This is a genomic window from Olleya sp. KKT75 (assembly GCF_055635485.1).
In genome coordinates, this window is record NZ_CM145759.1 from 1,137,997 (window position 1) to 1,155,482 (window position 17,486).

17 protein-coding genes are annotated in these 17,486 nt (G+C 34.5%); 8 read left to right on the forward strand and 9 right to left on the reverse strand.

What is annotated here, in order from left to right; genetic code table 11:
- Positions 1-27 precede the first annotated feature (27 nt).
- Genes ACZ2G2_RS05065 through ACZ2G2_RS05075 form a run of 3 tightly spaced genes read left to right on the forward strand, consistent with a single transcriptional unit; the run spans position 28 to position 3,045 of the window.
- The gene (locus ACZ2G2_RS05065) at positions 28-765 is read left to right on the forward strand and encodes a metal ABC transporter ATP-binding protein (protein WP_090837394.1); all 738 of its coding nucleotides are present in this window, start codon (positions 28-30) and stop codon (positions 763-765) included.
- The gene (locus ACZ2G2_RS05070) at positions 765-1,892 is read left to right on the forward strand and encodes a metal ABC transporter permease (RefSeq protein WP_272023133.1); all 1,128 of its coding nucleotides are present in this window, start codon (positions 765-767) and stop codon (positions 1,890-1,892) included. Before ACZ2G2_RS05065 ends, ACZ2G2_RS05070 begins: the two co-directional genes overlap by 1 nt.
- Positions 1,885-3,045, forward strand: a complete 1,161-nt coding sequence (locus ACZ2G2_RS05075; protein WP_470394319.1) for a metal ABC transporter permease — start codon at positions 1,885-1,887, stop codon at positions 3,043-3,045. Before ACZ2G2_RS05070 ends, ACZ2G2_RS05075 begins: the two co-directional genes overlap by 8 nt.
- A 93-nt stretch (positions 3,046-3,138) precedes the next feature.
- On the opposite strand, the gene ACZ2G2_RS05080 is transcribed toward ACZ2G2_RS05075, so the two are convergent.
- Positions 3,139-3,933: a J domain-containing protein gene (locus ACZ2G2_RS05080; protein WP_090837323.1), complete on the reverse strand. Its 795-nt coding sequence runs from the start codon at positions 3,931-3,933 to the stop codon at positions 3,139-3,141.
- A 251-nt stretch (positions 3,934-4,184) separates the two neighbouring features.
- Between ACZ2G2_RS05080 and ACZ2G2_RS05085 the strand changes: the two genes are divergently transcribed.
- The 4 genes from ACZ2G2_RS05085 (at position 4,185) to ACZ2G2_RS05100 (ending at position 7,094) form a co-directional block, all read left to right on the forward strand.
- On the forward strand, positions 4,185-4,595 hold the full coding sequence (locus tag ACZ2G2_RS05085; protein ID WP_090837321.1) for a BrxA/BrxB family bacilliredoxin: 411 nt from the start codon (positions 4,185-4,187) through the stop codon (positions 4,593-4,595).
- A gap of 110 nt (positions 4,596-4,705) precedes the next feature.
- Positions 4,706-5,443, forward strand: coding sequence for a lysophospholipid acyltransferase family protein (locus ACZ2G2_RS05090; RefSeq protein ID WP_470394321.1), 738 nt, complete (start codon positions 4,706-4,708; stop codon positions 5,441-5,443).
- Positions 5,444-5,447: 4 nt separating this feature from the next.
- Positions 5,448-6,434 (forward strand): acyl-ACP desaturase, encoded by a 987-nt coding sequence (locus ACZ2G2_RS05095; protein ID WP_090837317.1) that lies wholly within the window; start codon positions 5,448-5,450, stop codon positions 6,432-6,434.
- A 3-nt stretch (positions 6,435-6,437) separates the two neighbouring features.
- A complete protein-coding gene (locus ACZ2G2_RS05100) occupies positions 6,438-7,094 on the forward strand; it encodes an HD domain-containing protein (protein ID WP_470394324.1) in 657 nt (218 codons plus the stop codon).
- 4 nt (positions 7,095-7,098) lie between these two features.
- Here ACZ2G2_RS05100 and ACZ2G2_RS05105 read toward each other — a convergent pair whose 3' ends face one another.
- Positions 7,099-7,272, reverse strand: a complete 174-nt coding sequence (locus ACZ2G2_RS05105) for a hypothetical protein (RefSeq protein ID WP_177183498.1) — start codon at positions 7,270-7,272, stop codon at positions 7,099-7,101.
- 16 nt (positions 7,273-7,288) lie between these two features.
- Positions 7,289-8,158 carry an AraC family transcriptional regulator gene (locus ACZ2G2_RS05110; protein WP_090837315.1) on the reverse strand — a complete coding sequence of 290 codons (870 nt, stop codon included), beginning with the start codon at positions 8,156-8,158 and terminating at the stop codon, positions 7,289-7,291.
- Positions 8,159-8,358: 200 nt separating this feature from the next.
- On the opposite strand from ACZ2G2_RS05110, the gene ACZ2G2_RS05115 reads away from it, so the two are divergent.
- Positions 8,359-8,955 carry a hypothetical protein gene (locus tag ACZ2G2_RS05115; RefSeq protein ID WP_090837314.1) on the forward strand — a complete coding sequence of 199 codons (597 nt, stop codon included), beginning with the start codon at positions 8,359-8,361 and terminating at the stop codon, positions 8,953-8,955.
- Between the two features lie 74 nt (positions 8,956-9,029).
- Here the strand turns inward: ACZ2G2_RS05115 and ACZ2G2_RS05120 are convergent, their stop codons facing one another.
- The 6 genes from ACZ2G2_RS05120 to hemH are packed head-to-tail and all read right to left on the reverse strand — an operon-like array spanning position 9,030 to position 17,434.
- Positions 9,030-9,812: an enoyl-CoA hydratase/isomerase family protein gene (locus ACZ2G2_RS05120; protein ID WP_090837312.1), complete on the reverse strand. Its 783-nt coding sequence runs from the start codon at positions 9,810-9,812 to the stop codon at positions 9,030-9,032.
- Between the two features lie 39 nt (positions 9,813-9,851).
- Positions 9,852-11,309, reverse strand: coding sequence for a sensor histidine kinase (locus ACZ2G2_RS05125; RefSeq protein ID WP_090837311.1), 1,458 nt, complete (start codon positions 11,307-11,309; stop codon positions 9,852-9,854).
- 55 nt (positions 11,310-11,364) lie between these two features.
- A complete protein-coding gene (locus ACZ2G2_RS05130; RefSeq protein WP_470394325.1) occupies positions 11,365-11,913 on the reverse strand; it encodes a CopD family protein in 549 nt (182 codons plus the stop codon).
- Complete coding sequence (locus ACZ2G2_RS05135; protein WP_470394326.1) at positions 11,913-15,002, reverse strand: WD40/YVTN/BNR-like repeat-containing protein; 3,090 nt, start codon at positions 15,000-15,002, stop codon at positions 11,913-11,915. The genes ACZ2G2_RS05130 and ACZ2G2_RS05135 overlap by 1 nt, the downstream gene beginning before the upstream one ends.
- Positions 15,003-15,053: 51 nt before the next feature.
- A complete protein-coding gene (locus ACZ2G2_RS05140) occupies positions 15,054-16,403 on the reverse strand; it encodes an MATE family efflux transporter (protein WP_281847425.1) in 1,350 nt (449 codons plus the stop codon).
- Positions 16,403-17,434, reverse strand: coding sequence for a ferrochelatase (hemH, locus tag ACZ2G2_RS05145; RefSeq protein ID WP_470394328.1), 1,032 nt, complete (start codon positions 17,432-17,434; stop codon positions 16,403-16,405). Before hemH ends, ACZ2G2_RS05140 begins: the two co-directional genes overlap by 1 nt.
- Positions 17,435-17,486 lie beyond the last annotated feature (52 nt).

Genomic DNA, 17,486 nt, shown 5'->3' on the forward strand with positions numbered 1-17,486 from the left:
AAGCCCCCAATGACTTGGGAAATGGTTATGAAACAAAAAATAGCAGTAAAAGTAGACGACCTTACAGTAGCATACAACTACAAACCGGTACTTTGGGATATTGATTTAGAAATCCCAGAAGGTGTCCTTATGGCCATTGTTGGTCCAAACGGAGCGGGTAAATCGACACTAATAAAATCTATTTTAGGCATATTAAAACCTATAGCTGGTAGTGTAACTATTTACGACAAACCGTACGACAAGCAACGCAAATTAGTTGCCTACGTGCCACAAAAAGGAAGTGTAGATTGGGATTTTCCAACCACAGCTTTAGATGTTGTTACCATGGGGACTTATGGTAGTTTGGGTTGGATAAAACGTCCAGGACAAAAAGAAAAGAAAGCAGCACTAGAAGCATTAGAAAAAGTAGGCATGCTACCCTTTAAAAGCAGGCAAATTAGTCAATTATCAGGTGGGCAACAGCAACGTATATTTTTAGCACGAGCACTAGTGCAAAACGCGTCAATCTATTTTATGGACGAGCCTTTTCAAGGTGTTGATGCCACCACAGAAATTGCAATAATTAATATTTTAAAAGAATTACGTAAAGCGGGAAAAACAGTAATCGTAGTACATCATGATTTACAAACTGTTCCAGAATATTTTGATTGGGTTACTTTTTTAAATGTGAAGAAAATTGCAACAGGCCCAGTAAAAGACATCTTTAATGATGATAATCTAACCAAGACTTACGGTATTAACTACAAAGTAAGTATTCAAGAATAATGGATTTACAAGAATATTTTTCTTTAGTCTTTAGCGACTATACATTAAGAACCATCACACTAGGAACTGCTATTTTAGGAGCAGTAACTGGTATGCTTGGAAGCTTTGCTGTACTAAGAAAACAAAGTCTACTAGGAGACGCCATATCACACGCTGCGTTACCAGGCATTGCAATTGCCTTTTTAATAACAGGCGCAAAAGACAGTAACACTCTACTTTTAGGCGCTTTAGTAAGCGGTTTAATTGGAACCTTTTGGATTAGAAGCATTGTCAAAAAAACGCACTTAAAAAGTGACACAGCCTTAGGGCTAATTTTGTCTTTGTTTTTTGGGTTCGGAATGCTATTGCTAACCTTTATACAAAAACAACCCAACGCAAATCAAGCAGGATTAGACAAGTATTTATTTGGTCAAGCAGCAACATTAGTAGAAAGTGATGTTTGGATGATGGCAACAGTTACAGCGTTATGCCTATTTGTATTGCTATTATTTTGGAAAGAATTTAAAATCTTGCTTTTTGATGCAGACTACACAAAAACATTAGGATTTAACACCAAATTTATTGATGTTTTAATCACAACATTTATAGTTTTAGCGATTGTTTTAGGACTACAAACCGTAGGTGTTGTATTAATGAGCGCAATGCTTCTAGCGCCTGCTGCTGCTGCAAGACAATGGACCAATAGCTTATCTAAAATGGTGTTTTTAGCGGCTATTTTTGGAGCCTTTTCTGGTGTCTTTGGCACAGCAATAAGTGCTAGTCAAACCAATCTATCAACAGGACCAGTTATTGTTTTAGTTGCCTCAGTATTTGTGGTGTTTTCATTTGTGTTTTCTCCTAGTCGAGGACTGCTATTTAAGCAAATACGATTTATTAAAAACAGACGCGATTTAGAATTACACAAAACCTTAGCTTTTATGCATCATATTGCAGAAACACATGACAATATTTCGCATCCCCACGCGGTTAAACTATTAAATAATTTTCAAGGGTTTACGCGTAAAACACTTCAAAAGTTAGTCGAAAAAAATTACGTAACACTAGATGGAAATATGTGGAGTTTAACCGAAATTGGTTTTACAACAGCCGCAAATTTATACACTAAACAAACTACAGAAGATGAATAGTGCTCAAATAGAAATACAGTTAATTGCAAGTTTAGTTGCTATTGCATGTGCTATTCCTGGAACCTTTTTAGTACTACGTAAAATGGCAATGATCAGTGACGCCATAAGCCATTCTATCTTACCCGGTATTGTAATTGGATTTTTTATCACACAAGATTTAAATTCACCTCTGCTTATTATTTTAGCTGCCTTTACAGGAGTAATAACTGTGGTTTTAGTAGAATATATTCAAAAAACAGGCTTAGTAAAAGAGGACACTGCCATAGGATTAGTTTTTCCGGCTTTGTTTAGTATTGGTGTTATTTTAATTGCTAAAAACGCTAATGATGTCCACTTAGATGTTGATGCTGTTTTGGTTGGAGAACTAGCTTTAGCGCCTTTTAATAGGCTAATAATTTCAGGAGTAGATATTGGCCCAAAGTCGTTATGGATTATCGGAACTATTTTATTAATTACAATTACATTGTTAATTGCCTTTTTCAAGGAACTTAAAGTTAGCACATTTGACAAAGGATTAGCCGCCTCTCTTGGCTTCTCTCCTGCAATTATACATTACGGGTTAATGACAGTGTCTTCTGTTACCACAGTAGGTGCTTTTGACGCTGTAGGCGCCATATTAGTAGTCGCTTTAATGATTTCACCTGCTGCAACCGCTTACTTATTAACTACCAATTTAAAAAAGATGTTAGGTTTAGCTATGTTTTTTGGCGTATTTAGTGCCATTTCAGGCTATTGGCTAGCACACAAATTAGACGCTTCTATAGCAGGATCAATTACCACAATGCTTGGTTTGTTATTTTTAGCAGTGTATTTATTTGCACCAAACAAAGGTGTAATAGCAGTTATGTATCGCGAAAAACAACAACGTACAGAAGTAAGTCTTTTAACTTTTTTATTACACTTAAAAAACCATAACGAACTTGAAGAACGTCACGTAAATCATTTACGCGAGCATATAAATTGGCATAAAGTAAGAGCGAAAAATGTTTTAGAATTAGCTCAAAAAAACAACATGATTATTATAGATAATAACATTGTTTCTTTAACTGAAAAAGGAGATACTTTCACCTCCAAAGCTATTGATTACATTATCACTAACGAGGATGCTCAAATAGAGGATATGAAAGATGATTTCTTTTTGTTTAGAGGGTAAAAAAAAAGACCTCTCGAAAGTGAGAAGCCTATTTTTAATTATTTCATTTTAAACCTTAAAAAGGTATCGTTTCAGCAACAGCTGTAAACTAATTTAAAATCGTCTTTCATCCTGCAAAAACTCATAAGCCTTTTGGACCTGCTTAAATTTTTCTTCGGCTCCTTTTCTATGCTCTTCTCCTAAATGCTCTACACGATCTGGGTGGTATTTTTTAGCCATTTTACGGTAAGCTTTTTTGATTTGATCTGTAGTTGCTGTTTTGTCTATTTCTAAGATTTTATAAGCATTATCGCTACTGTTATAAAACATGGCTTTTATACTTGAATAATCACGACTACTAATGCCTAAATAATTAGATATTCTTTGCACTTGATCTTCCTCATCATCCGTAACCATGCCATCTGCTTTTGCTATTCCGAATAGAAAATGCAATAATTGTAAACGCGATGCGTGATCCATCATTTGTTGGATTTGAGCACAAACATCTCTTGTTGACACGTTTTGGTTACTTATACTTTTAAATAATTTGAAGGCTTTATTTGCACGATCTTTACCATAAAGCTCTACAAATTTACTACGTACAAAATCCAATTCGCGTTGATCTTGTACACCATCTGCTTTTATAATTACAGAGGCTAAGATTAGTAAACTAACTTCAAAATCTCCTGAAGTTGTTTGTGCGCGACGCTGTTGCTGTGTTCTGTAATTTGGTTTTGTCCTGTAATTAGGTTGACGTCTTTGTTGTGTATTAGGATTTCCATCTCCTAGCAAGTTTCCTTTACCTGCCATAGCATCTCCTAAACTACCAAGCGCCAAGCCTATAATAGCTCCAATTGGCCCACCTAATGTCCATCCTAAAGTTGCGCCTATCCATTTTAATCCAGCCATAAATATTGTTCTAATTTTAAAAAAGTAAATATACTACTTTGTTAGTATACTTTAAATCTGATTTGTTACTGATATAACTAGTTTGGTGCGTTAAGGATGGAGCGGTCTGTCTGAGCTCCTCGCAGAGAGCGAGTAGCGATAGCCTGACCTTATGACACCATAAGTGTTATAAGGTAACGCCATAATAATTTTTGCACGGTTTTTGATTATCTTTGCATGAGATAGATTTATAAATAAAAAATTACAAGAATATGTATCCAGCAGAATTAGTAAAACCAATGCGTGAGGACTTAACCAAAGTAGGTTTTGAAGAATTACATACAGCTGAAGCAGTTAATACTGCCATTGCAAAAGAAGGAACAACTTTAGTAGTTGTAAATTCAGTTTGTGGTTGTGCAGCAGCAAATGCAAGACCAGGAGCATCAATGAGTTTAGCAAATGACAAAAAACCAGCACATATTGTAACGGTTTTTGCAGGTGTTGATAAAGAAGCAGTTGATCAAGCAAGAGCGCACATGGTACCTTTTCCTCCAAGCTCGCCATGTATGGCATTGTTTAAAGACGGAGAATTAGTACATATGTTAGAGCGTCACCATATTGAAGGAAGACCTGCAGAATTAATTGCAGAAAACCTTATGGATGCTTACAATGTGCATTGTTAAGATACTTCTAGAGCAAAACATTAGCTTTTTTTTAAGCTAAGTATTACAGAAAAACCACGTTTTTTAAACGTGGTTTTTCTATTTTTGGGAGATAGATTTTTTAACAAAAAATGAGAAAACTTTTAGCATACCCATTATCATGTATTTATTACCTATTTTTTGGGTTGTCTTTACTTGTTTTTCATCCTATACAATGGTTTTGTTTTAATGTGCTAGGTTATAAAGCACATAAAACAAGTGTAGACCTTTTACAATTTTGCTTAATGCGTTGCGTAAACCTTTTAGGAACTACCCATAAGTTTACCAATCCATACAATTTAGATAATTCGCAACCTGTAATTATCGTATCTAATCACCAAAGTATGGCAGACATACCGCCAATGATGTGGTATTTTAGAAAACACCACGTTAAATTTGTAAGTAAAAAAGAGTTAGGTAAAGGATTACCTAGCGTCTCTTACAACTTACGCCATGGTGGTTCTGTTTTAATTGACAGAAAAAATCCAAGACAAGCTATTGTTGCCATTAGAAAATTTGGAGATTATATAGAATCTACAAATCGTGCTGCGGTAATATTCCCAGAAGGCACAAGAAGTCGTGATGGAAAACCAAAACCATTCCACACAAAAGGTTTAGAAACGTTAATAAAATATATACCGAGCGCTGTTATCATACCGGTAACCATAAATAATTCTTGGAAAAACTTACGTTATGGCAAGTTTCCTTTAGGAATTGGTAATAACATAACATTTACCGCGCATAAACCGGTAAAACCAAGTGAATTTAGTGATACACAAAGCTTACTAGACCACATAGAAACTACTATTAAAAACAGTATTAAAATATAATATTATGTCATTAAAAAATGTAAGATTAGAGGTGATGTCTTTTCTAGAAAAAGATATAGATTCTTTAATAGAAAAATATTTAATACCTGTCGAAAAAATTTGGCAACCTTCTGATTTTTTACCAAACTCTGAAGGGCCTAACTTTTTTGAAGAAGTAAAAGAAATCAGAGAATTATCTAAAGAGTTACCTTATGATTTTTGGGTAGTTTTAGTTGGAGATATGATTACTGAAGAAGCATTACCAACTTACGAGTCTTGGTTAATGGATATTGAAGGTGTTGAACAAGACGGAAAAAACGGTTGGGCAAAATGGATTAGACATTGGACTGGCGAGGAAAACCGTCATGGTGATGTGCTTAACAAATACTTATACCTTTCTGGACGTGTTAACATGCGCGAAATAGAACAAACTACGCAGCACCTTATTGCTGATGGCTTTGATATTGGTACCGCAAGAGACCCTTATAAAAACTTTGTTTACACTAGTTTTCAAGAGCTAGCAACCTACGTGTCACACAATCGTGTTGCAAAATTGGCTAAAGAAAAAGGGAACAAGCAATTGTCCAGAATGTGTAAAATTATTTCGGGAGACGAGATGAGACACCACCATGCTTACAGCGAATTTGTTGAGCGTATTTTTAAGGTGGATCCTAGTCAAATGATGTTAGCATTTCAATACATGATGAAACAAAAAATAACAATGCCTGCTCATTTTTTAAGAGAATCTGGAGGTAAAGTTAGCACTGTTTTTGACGAGTTTTCTAACACTGCACAACGTATTGGGGTTTATACCTCTATGGATTATATAGAGATTTTACAAAAACTAATCAAGCGTTGGGAAATTGATAAAATTACGGACCTAAATGACGAGGCTGAAAAGGCACGTGATTATTTAATGAAACTTCCAAGCAGAATGTTGCGTTTGGCTGACCGCATTAAAATACCTGAAAACTCTTACCAATTTAAATGGGTAGAACCTGCAAAATTATAACAGATGTCAAACCAAGCATTAATTGAAGCGACAAAAACCTTTGTAAAGGAAACTTTAAAGGATGCTGAAGGTGGACACGATTGGTTTCATATAGAGCGCGTTTACAAAAACGCGCTTTTAATTGCAAAAGGCGAAACGGTAGACCTGTTAGTTGTTACCCTTGGTGCATTACTTCATGATATTGCAGATAGTAAATTCCATAATGGAGATAGTACTATTGGTCCAAAAGTAGCTGGTGCTTTCTTATTAAAACACAATGTAGACTCCGCTACCATTAATCATGTTATAAAGATTATTGAAAACATATCCTACAGCTCTAATATAGGCATAGAAAACGCATTTAAATCTATCGAGTTGGACGTTGTGCAAGATGCAGACCGATTGGATGCTATTGGCGCTATTGGTATTGCACGCACCTTTAATTATGGTGGCTTTAAAAACAGAGCCCTTTACAATCCAGAAATTAAACCAAATTTAAATCTGACTAAAGCGGAATACAAAGCTTCTAACGCACCGACAATTAATCATTTTTACGAAAAACTGTTACTTTTAAAGGATATGATGAACACCAAAACCGGTGGGAAAATAGCAAAACAAAGACACCAATACATGGTTGACTTTTTACAGCAATTTGATGCTGAATGGGAAGGAAAAAGGTAACTAACTAGTTTTCTTTAGCAACTTCTAAAGCTGTAATTTTATATTCTAAAATAGACATCTCCTCTCCAAAACTAATAATTTGATCTGCTGTTAAATTACTACTCAAATTTACTGCATCAAGAATTTGTTTCTGTTTTTGACCGTAATAACTTAATGCTATTTCTATTTTATCATCCATCTCTTTTAGGTGTTATTTAATGTACCATTGACTTAATTTCGTTTCTGTATTTTGAGGCACTTTTACCAACCACCTCATTAAAGACTTTATTAAAGTGAGAGAAGTTATTAAAACCACATTCAAAACATATATCGGTAATACTACTTTGACTTTCGGTTAATAATTTAGTGGCATAAAATACGCGATACTCGTTAACAAACTGTGTAAAGGTTTTACTTGTTACTTTTTTAAAATAGCGACAAAATGCAGGTACAGTCATACTAACCTCATCAGATATCTGATCCAATGTAATATGATTCTGAAAATTTTTGTTCACATATTTATAGATCTTATCTATCTTATCTGTGTCTTGTGGTTGTGTTTCAAATACGTAACCATTTTCATTTAAAACCGTATAATCATCTGTCAACGCAAGCAATTCTAAGATTTCAAGCAACTTAGTCACACGCTTTATACCTTCATATTTAGGCAATCTTTCAATTTTAGGACCAACTACTTTTTTAATTTCTTGTTTATATAAAATTCCGTTTTTAGCGCGCTCTAATAATTGCACGATGTTTTTCATTTCTGGCAAAGCATTTAAAGATTCGCCTAAAAATTGAGGATGAAACTGGACTAACGTTTCTTTTCCTTTAGAGGTTAAACGATCTGTAAAACCATTGTGAGGTAAATTAGATCCAATAAGAATCAATTGACTGTTATTAAAGTAAGATAAGTGATTACCAATATGTCTACGCCCTTTTCCTTTATTAACATAAACCATCTCTACCTCAGGATGAAAATGCCAAAACGCCTCGCTGCGCTTACGTTTTTTGGTTTTTTGGACCGCAATTATTGAACTACCAAATGTTGGTGTTATTTTTTTTAATGTAGGCTTTGTATTCAATAGTAAAATGTTTCTGCAAAATTACAACATATCGCTTTATAGTTATATGCTAATTTAGCACTATTGTGTGTTATTTTAACCTATAACGTTTTCGTAAAACCTCATCTTGTTAATATAGCATATAAACTTACCAATTCTCTTGTTATTAGAACTACTCTTCTATTCTAACTTTGCACCCATAATCATTAAAACGATTTATTATGAAAAAATTTACAAAACACATTTTAGCTTTAGCAATCGTATTTGCTACGCTAAGCAGTAACGCAACAGAGATCGCTTTTTTATCTAATGAAGAAGATGGTAAAACAATATTAATGTTTGACAATGTTAGTCAAGGTGACCAGTTAATGGTTAAAGATGCTTTTGGACTAATTCTATACAAAGAAGCTATTCTAGAAAATGGTAAGTATAACAAGTCTTTTGACTTAACTACTTTACCTGACGGAAACTATATTTTTGAATTAGATAAGCAAAATCAAATTAGAGTTTATCCTTTTACAGTGGATGCTACTGTAGTAACTTTTAATAAAGCACAATTAACTGTAGTTAATAAGCCTAAAGTAACTAGCAAGGATAATACGATTTATATTACTGCACAAAATTTAGAAGCTGCAGATTATACAATCGAAATATTTTATGATAGCGCAAAAAATGCAAACGAAAAGATTTATTCTGAAACATTTGAAAACACAACAACTGTTGGGAAAAAATTTAAGCTTTTAGAAGATAAAGACGAAACGTATGAGGTTGTTGTTACAGCTAACGGAAGATCATTTATATCGACATTCAACTTTTAATAATATCATTGCCCCAAAACAATAAAAAAGACGCCCTAGGGCGTCTTTTTTTTATACTATAACTTTCTTAGAAATTACTTTCCAGGAAAGGCTGCTTTACGTTTTTCTAAAAAGGCTGTTGTACCTTCTTTAAAATCTTCGGTTCCAAAACAAGCACCAAACTGCTCTATTTCGATATTAAAACCATTAACACCATCAGTATAATTAGCATTTACAGCTTGAATTGCTTTGCCAATTGCTACTGACGAGTTTCTCATTATTTTACTCGCAATCTTTTCCGCTAACGGTATTAACTCCTCTTGAGTTACTACGTGATTAACCAAACCATAACTTAATGCTGTTGCAGCATCTATCATACCAGCTGTCATAACCATTTCCATTGCACGTCCTTTACCAACTAATTGCGGTAAACGTTGCGTACCACCATAACCAGGTATAACCCCTAAGCTTACTTCTGGTAATCCCATTTTAGCATTATCACTTGCCACTCTAAAATGAGCTGCCATTGCCAATTCTAAACCTCCTCCAAGTGCAAAACCATTAACTGCTGCAATTACTGGTGTGCTTAAATTTTGAACAAAATCGAATAAAACCTCTTGTCCTTTTGCTGCTAACTTCCCTCCATTTTCAACAGTGAAATTTGCAAACTCGCTAATATCTGCACCAGCTACAAACGCTTTTTCACCGCTACCTGTAACTATGATTACTTTAGTGTCGGCATCTTTATTAGCTGCATCAAAAGCTTCATGTAATTCAAAAATAGTGGCTTTGTTTAAAGCATTTAATTTTGATGGTCTGTTGATAGTAATGGTTGTTATTCCGTTTTGTGTACTACTAAGTATGTTTTCGAAATTCATAATATTTGTTATTTATTATTTCCGCTACAGCGAAAAAAATTATTTTAATTCTTTAGGAAAGGCTACCGTAAATGTTGTTCCAATATCCGTTTGTGTTACAAAGGTAATTGTTCCTTGATAAGTTTCTACTATATTTTTAACCATTGCCAACCCAAGCCCCATACCACTGGACTTAGTTGTAAATTTAGGCTCAAAAACTTTAGATCTATTTTCTTCAGCAATCCCATTTCCGTTATCCGAAATAGTTATCACTACTTCATTTTCATTTTCAAAAACATTAACTAAAATCTGAGGTGTTTTATGATCCGGAATAGCTTGAATACCATTTTTAACCAAGTTTGTAATTACTCTAATTAACTGCGTACGATCTAGTTTTGCAATAATTTCGTCTTTCTCAGGATGAAACTCGATATAATCTTCATTAAAAATATCCAATGCTAAATCCACAACTTTTACGACGTTTAGCATTTCTTTTTGCTGCGCTGGCATTTTTGCAAAGTTAGAAAATGCACCTGCTATAGCACTCATAGTATCTATTTGCTGAATTAAAGTTTTACTATACTCGTCTAACTTTCCAATAATCTCTGGATCTTCAGGGTTAAACTTACGTTGAAAGCTTTGCACTGTTAATCGCATTGGCGTCAATGGATTTTTAATCTCGTGCGCGACTTGCTTAGCCATCTCTCTCCAAGCTTGTTCACGCTCACTTTTAGCCAATTTAACAGCACTTTCTTCTATTTGATCAATCATACTATTGTATGACTTTACAAGTGTTGCAATCTCTTCCGTAGTGCTTTCTATTTCAATTTTTTCGTTACGCTTTTCAAATCGGGTTTGATTCATTTTGTCACTAATAGTCTTCAGTGTTCTGGTAATGTATTTTGACAAAAAGTAAGCCAATGCAATTGCAATAATCAACATTAAAATGTACGTGTAACCTAGACGCTCAAAAAACTCGTAAAGTTCTCTTGATAAAAAATCATCATTTTCTAAATAAGGTAAATTTAAAATGGCTAGAGGTTTAAATTTCTGATCGGTTATATACGTATAAGATGATCTAAAGTTTTCCCCTTTTTCTTCTCTAAGCACAACATGTTTATGCCCAGCACTTTGAGATAACTTATTTAAAATATTAGCATCAATACACCCCTCTATAGTATCTTGAGGCAAACTAGCTTTTGAAGAAATTAGCAGCGTCCCTTCTAAATCGTACAAATTAAGTTTAAGCCCATGGATATCCGCAATTTTATAGATTTCGTCTTTAAAAATTAAAGGTAATTTTTCTGGAATAACCTCAAAAGTGGTTTCCCTAATAACAAAATCTAAGTGTCTTTTTATATTTTTTTCTTTACGCTCTAATCGTTGTTCGTGGTAATCTTGTGTTTCTTCAGAATATTGATATGCTGCTACCAATGCAATTAAAATGGACGCTAAAAGCACCAAGAAAATCATTGCAAAAAATATACGAAGACGTAAGGAGAGTTTAGATATTTTCATTGTTTAAATATAGCAATAATCAAACCAAAAACAGACAGATGGTATTATGTGATAACTATGCGTTTGGATTTTTATCCCTAATACGCTTATAAACCTTAAACCCTATCATTAGTAATAGACCTAAAACAAAAATAGCGATAACACCAAAAATCCAATTTATAGCACTTTTTAATATCACCAAAAAGACAACTGCAAATAAAATAAAGGTTGCCCCCTCATTATACATACGCATAAAATTAGAGGTTTTTTTAACGACATCGTTTTGTAATTGCTTAAAGTAAACATGCGTTTGAAATTGATATAAAAACAATAAAGCAACAAACGTCAGCTTAACATGCATCCATGGTTGCTGCAACCAAAAAGGTTGTAATATTAATAACCAAACAGCAAAAATAGTAGCTAATATAGCACTTGGCCAAGTGATAATAAACCACAGTCTTTTAGTCATTAATTTAAGCTGAACTCCTAAAATCTCTTTATCCGGAGACGGTTTATGAAATGCCTCTATTTGATACACAAATAATCTAGGGATATAAAATAAACCGGCAAACCAAGTGACTACAAATATTAAGTGTAGCGCTTTTATGTAATTGTAATACTCCATTAGTCTTGAACAAATAAATAATTAAGTTGTTTTGCGTTAAACGCGGAATTAAAGCCTGTAACCTCATCCGTAATTAAAGTATTAAAAGACTTTAACTGTGTATTAATTTTAGACGTTAATTGGTTTTTTACTGCTATATCTTGTTCGGTTGGCGCAAAATCTCCCATTCTAACTAATGCGTTTAGATGCCCTAATTTATTGGTCAATCTAATAGGAAAATTTAAAGGATCCTGCCCACTCTTGTTTTTTGTTTGGTATAATGCTTCTTCAATTTCAGTAAATTTAGCCTTTAGACTTTTAGCTTTTTCTAACAAGTCTTTTAAACTATCATCATCTTTATATTGTGTTTCAAAAGCAGTTAATTGCGCACTGACCTTTCGCATTTTTTTAATGGCTTTATGCGCATTATCTATGGTGTTATTTATATCCTTGATAAACACAAACTGTTGCTCCATATCCTCTTGCGTACTTTCTGAATTTGGATTAGCAACTATAGTAAAAGGTTGCAAAACATTATAACCGTTGACATTTAAATCAACCTTATATGTTCCCGGTGCAGCTTTTGGACCTTCTAAACTTGCCCACCATAAAATCATTCCGTCTAACTTTTCAGCCCCGTCATAAGTCATATCCCAAACAAATTGGTTAAGTCCTTTTTTTACCTCTAATTTATCTTTCTTTTTATTTTTAGTAGACACCGTTTTAATAGTATCTCCTTTTGCATCAAAATAAGTTAAACTTACTGTATCTCCGTCTTTATAATTTTTTAAATTGAAATACGTCATTACTCCATTTGGATGATTTGTACCACTTGTATTATTATTTTTAGAAGAACCACCACGCATTCTATACGTTGGTTTAGGCTGATACAATTGAACGTCACTATAACTAGATTTTGACATTTGATGAATCACTGATAAATCATCCAAAATCCACAAGCTACGACCTTGGGTAGCAATTATTAAATTATTGTCTTTTATTGTCAAATCTGTAATCGGAACAATTGGTAAATTAAGCTGAAATGATTGCCAGTTTTTTCCATCATTAAATGACACATACAATCCAGTCTCTGTTCCAGCATACAACAATCCTTTTTGTTTTGGGTCTTCACGAAGCACTCTTGTAAAATGCTCGTCCGGAATACCATTTGTTATTTTTTTCCATGTGTTACCGTAATCCGTAGTTTTATACAAATACGGTGTAAAATCGCCAGTTTTATATTTAGTCCCTGCCACATAACAAGTCCCTGCGTCAAAATTACTTGGCTCTATACTATTTATCATCATCCAATCTGGCATGCCTTTAGGCGTAACGTTAGACCAGTTTTTTCCGCCATCCTTGGTAACGTGTATTAATCCATCATCACTACCAACCCAAAGCAAACCTTCTGTTATAGGAGACTCCTGTGCTGCAAAAATGGTACAATAATACTCTACAGATGTATTATCTTGAGTAATTGGTCCTCCAGAAGATTTTAATTTTTCTGGATCATTTCTGGTTAAGTCCGGGCTTATAATTTGCCAAGATTGCCCTTCATTTTCTGTAACATGTACATGTTGCGAAAAGGTATATAATCTGTCGGGATTATGTTTAGAAAAAATAATTGGAAAATTCCACTGAAAACGATATTTCATACCCTCTGCGCCATGACCCATTGGGTTATCTGGCCAGACATTAATTGCCCTAACAGTACCGGTACGATGATTTTTTCGGGTTAAAAACCCATCATAACTACCTCCATAAATAATATCATTATCCTCTGGATCTACTGCAATATGCGCAGACTCTCCTCCTGCTGTATCCTCCCAATCGTCTTCTGTAATGGACCAACCTTCCGTACGATGCGGAATTCTGACAGTAGAATTGTCTTGTTGCGCAGCGTAAATACGATACGGAAAATGGTTATCTGTAGTCACACGATAAAACTGCGATGTTGGTTGATTGTGGTATGTACTCCAAGTTTCTCCTCCATCATAAGTTACTTGCGCTCCTCCATCATCACCAATAATCATTCTATTTGGGTCCTCCGGAGCAATCCATAAATCATGATGATCACCGTGCGGTGCGTTATAAGTATCAAAAGTCTTTCCGCCATCCGTACTTTTATGGTAACGCACGTTTAAAACATAAACAGCATCTACGTCTTTGGTGTCCGCATACAACCGCGTATAATACCAAGCGCGTTGGCGCAGTTTACGCTCACTGTTAACTTGCTTCCAAGTTTCACCTCCGTCATCACTTCTATATAAACCCCCTTTATCTTTGTTTTCAATAATTGCCCAAACACGTTGGCTATTTAATGGCGACACTGTTACGCCTATAATTCCTAAAGTCCCTACTGGAAATCCATTGTTTTTAGAAATCTCAACCCATGTTTCTCCTTTATCAGTACTTTTCCATAATCCAGAACCTGCCCCACCAGAACTTAAACTGTAAGGCGTACGTTGCACACGCCATGTTGATGCATACACTATTCTTGGATTGGTTGGATCTATTATTAAATCTACAACTCCTGCTTGATCATTTACAAATAATGTTTTTTTCCAAGTAGCGCCACCATCTGTACTTTTATACACACCACGATCTTGAGTAGGTTTATAAATATTACCTAAAACACCTACGTAAACCACATCATGATTTGTAGGATCTATAACAAGTCTAGGAATATGTCTTGAGTTTCTTAAGCCAGAGGCTGACCAAGTTTTTCCAGCATCTACACTTTTAAAAACACCATATCCCGAAGATACATTACCACGAACTGTTTTTTCTCCTCCTCCAACATAAATAACGTTTGGATCACTTTTTGAAACCGATATTGACCCAATACTTCCTCCAAAAAAACCATCTGAAATATTATTCCAATGACGTCCACCGTCCAAAGTTTTCCATATTCCACCTCCAGTTGAACCAAAATAATACAAATTAGGTTGGTTTGGTACACCTGTTACAGCTGCACTTCTTCCGCCACGAAAAGGCCCCAATAATCTATATTCTAAACCAGAATAATCAGATGGGTTTACAGTTTGTGCGTTGGATACGGATGAAAGTCCTATTAAAAAAAGAAATAATAGTGATTTTAAAGTATTCATTTTAAGGTTGAATTAGGTTGCGAATAGTAAAAATAAGAATTATTACGCTTGTTATGAGTCCTTATTTAAATTTAACTTAACCTCTCTTCTTAAAAAATAGGCGGTAACAATGGTTGCTAAAACATCTGCAATAGGAAATGATATCCAAATACCTAGCTCTCCAAAATATAGAGGCATAATATACATTAACGGTATAAAAAATATAGCTTGTCTTGTTAAGGTTAGTAATAACGCTGGCAATGCTTTTCCGACTGCTTGAAAATAAGCCGAACCAATTAACTGAAGGGCCAATATTGGGACCGCAGCAAACGCCAAACGCATATTGTTTGGTGTGATATTAATTACGTCTTGGTCTGTGGTAAACCATCTTGTAATAATTTCTGGAAAAAACATTAACGCAATAAAAACTAGAGTCCCTAATATTGTTGCATACTTAATAGCTGTGTAAATAACTTCCTTAACACGATCATATTGTTGTGACCCAAAATTATATCCCGCAATAGGAATAAATCCTTGAGTAATACCAAATACAGGGAACAAAGCAAACATGCTCATCCTACCAACAATAGCGTAAGCAGTGATAGACGTTTCTCCACCATAATCAAACAACGCATTATTTACCAATAAAAAAGTAACACTAACTACTGCCTGTCTTGCCAAGGTAACAAACCCTAAGGCTCCGATTTCTGACACGATATTTTTTTGTAAATAAAAATGCTTTAAATTGATTTTTAACTCTGAATTAGAAGATAAAAAATACCAAAAAATAAATAAGAAAGAAACGATATAAGATCCCGTTGTTGCCCAAGCAGCACCAGCCATACCAAAGTCTAAAATGCCTATAAAAATGTAATCCAAAACTAAATTACCAATAGACGGAATTAGCATCGCATACATGGCAAACTTAGGCTTGCCTTCTGCACGGATAACAGTGTTACCCATCATTACAAACGCTAAAACAGGAACACCATATAAAATAATTTCGTAATACACTTTAGCAGGTTCGTAAATATTACCCTTACCACCAAATGCCGGTATTAGCTGCTCTACAAAATAGAGTCCAAATGCCGCAAAAGTAACCGTAAACAAAAGCGTTAACGAGATTTGATTACCAAACGTTTTGAGTGCTTTTTCTTTATTATTAGCACCTAAAGCACGAGAAATAATGGAAGATCCTCCCACACCAATACTCATCCCCAAAGCAGCAATAAAAAATGACACAGGCAAGACGACGTTAATAGCCGCAATTGCTGTAGACCCAATCCACTGACCAACAAAAATAGTGTCTACCAAAATATTTAGCGACATTACCAAAATACCAATAGAAGCTGGCACTGCTTGTTTAATCAGTAGTTTGCTAATGGTTTCGGTTCCTAAATTTGAAGATTTACTAGTCTGCATTATACTTTAGCAGGAGTTTCTGCCCACTTATTTATCCATTCTGCTAATAATTTAACCCAATTAGAATCCGTATTTAAACAAGGAATAGTTGTAAACTCCTTACCGCCTACTTCATGGAAAATTTCTTCTCCTTCCATAGCAATCTCTTCTAATGTTTCTAAACAATCACTTACAAAAGCAGGAGTAACAATAGCCATCTTTTTTATGCCCTTTTTACCTAAACGCTCAATAGTACGATCGGTATAAGGTTGTAACCATGGATCAAAACCTAACCTAGATTGGAATGACGTTGAGAACGTGTTTTCTTCCAAGCCTAAATATTCTCCTACCAAACGCGTTACCTCTTTACATTGATGTCTGTAACAAAACTCATGCGCTTTACTTGCTGTTTCACAACAACTACCATCTATCTTACAATGTCCGTTAGTGATGTCGCTTTTTCTAATATGACGTTCTGGAACACCGTGGTAAGAAAACAATAAATGTTCGTAATCCTTGTCTTGTAAATGTCCTTTTACTGACTCTGCTAACACTTTTATGTAATCTGGTTTATTATAAAACGCAGGTAAACTATCTATTTTTAAATTAGGAAAATCTGCTTGTCTAACCTCTTCTGCTAACACCAAAATAGTTTCGGTAGTCGCCATTGCAAATTGTGGATATAACGGAATTAAAAACACCTCATCCACACCTTTATCAACTAATTCTTGCAAGCCTTTTTTAATAGTCATACTACCGTAACGCATAGCCAAAGCTATTGGTAATTCTGTATGATTTTGAACTTGATCTTGTAACTGCTCTGACAATACAATTAATGGAGAACCGTCTTCCCACCAAATTTTCTTGTAAGCTTTTGCACTTTGCTTAGGCCTTGTATTAAGGATTATCCCTTTAACTAATAATGTTCTGGCCCAAAGCGGAACGTCAATAACACGCTCGTCCATTAAAAATTCACCTAAATATTTTTTCACATCTTTAGGTTCTGGACTTTCTGGAGAACCAAGATTTACAAGCAATACGCCTTTTTTCATGTCTATTTCTTTTTCAAAAACAAAAATACAACACTAAATTTTATTATGATTA

Excerpts from the sequence above, each read along its gene's own strand:
- ACZ2G2_RS05090 (WP_470394321.1), top strand. The coding sequence starts at position 4,706 with ATGAGAAAACTTTTAGCATACCCATTATCATGTATTTATTACCTATTT.
- ACZ2G2_RS05125 (WP_090837311.1), bottom strand. The coding sequence starts at position 11,309 with ATGAAAATATCTAAACTCTCCTTACGTCTTCGTATATTTTTTGCAATG.
- ACZ2G2_RS05130 (WP_470394325.1), bottom strand. The coding sequence starts at position 11,913 with ATGGAGTATTACAATTACATAAAAGCGCTACACTTAATATTTGTAGTC.
- ACZ2G2_RS05115 (WP_090837314.1), top strand. The coding sequence starts at position 8,359 with ATGAAAAAATTTACAAAACACATTTTAGCTTTAGCAATCGTATTTGCT.
- ACZ2G2_RS05100 (WP_470394324.1), top strand. The coding sequence starts at position 6,438 with ATGTCAAACCAAGCATTAATTGAAGCGACAAAAACCTTTGTAAAGGAA.
- ACZ2G2_RS05065 (WP_090837394.1), top strand. The coding sequence starts at position 28 with ATGAAACAAAAAATAGCAGTAAAAGTAGACGACCTTACAGTAGCATAC.
- ACZ2G2_RS05070 (WP_272023133.1), top strand. The coding sequence starts at position 765 with ATGGATTTACAAGAATATTTTTCTTTAGTCTTTAGCGACTATACATTA.
- ACZ2G2_RS05140 (WP_281847425.1), bottom strand. The coding sequence starts at position 16,403 with ATGCAGACTAGTAAATCTTCAAATTTAGGAACCGAAACCATTAGCAAA.
- ACZ2G2_RS05120 (WP_090837312.1), bottom strand. The coding sequence starts at position 9,812 with ATGAATTTCGAAAACATACTTAGTAGTACACAAAACGGAATAACAACC.
- ACZ2G2_RS05105 (WP_177183498.1), bottom strand. The coding sequence starts at position 7,272 with ATGGATGATAAAATAGAAATAGCATTAAGTTATTACGGTCAAAAACAG.
- ACZ2G2_RS05095 (WP_090837317.1), top strand. The coding sequence starts at position 5,448 with ATGTCATTAAAAAATGTAAGATTAGAGGTGATGTCTTTTCTAGAAAAA.
- ACZ2G2_RS05075 (WP_470394319.1), top strand. The coding sequence starts at position 1,885 with ATGAATAGTGCTCAAATAGAAATACAGTTAATTGCAAGTTTAGTTGCT.
- ACZ2G2_RS05135 (WP_470394326.1), bottom strand. The coding sequence starts at position 15,002 with ATGAATACTTTAAAATCACTATTATTTCTTTTTTTAATAGGACTTTCA.
- hemH (WP_470394328.1), bottom strand. The coding sequence starts at position 17,434 with ATGAAAAAAGGCGTATTGCTTGTAAATCTTGGTTCTCCAGAAAGTCCA.
- ACZ2G2_RS05085 (WP_090837321.1), top strand. The coding sequence starts at position 4,185 with ATGTATCCAGCAGAATTAGTAAAACCAATGCGTGAGGACTTAACCAAA.
- ACZ2G2_RS05080 (WP_090837323.1), bottom strand. The coding sequence starts at position 3,933 with ATGGCTGGATTAAAATGGATAGGCGCAACTTTAGGATGGACATTAGGT.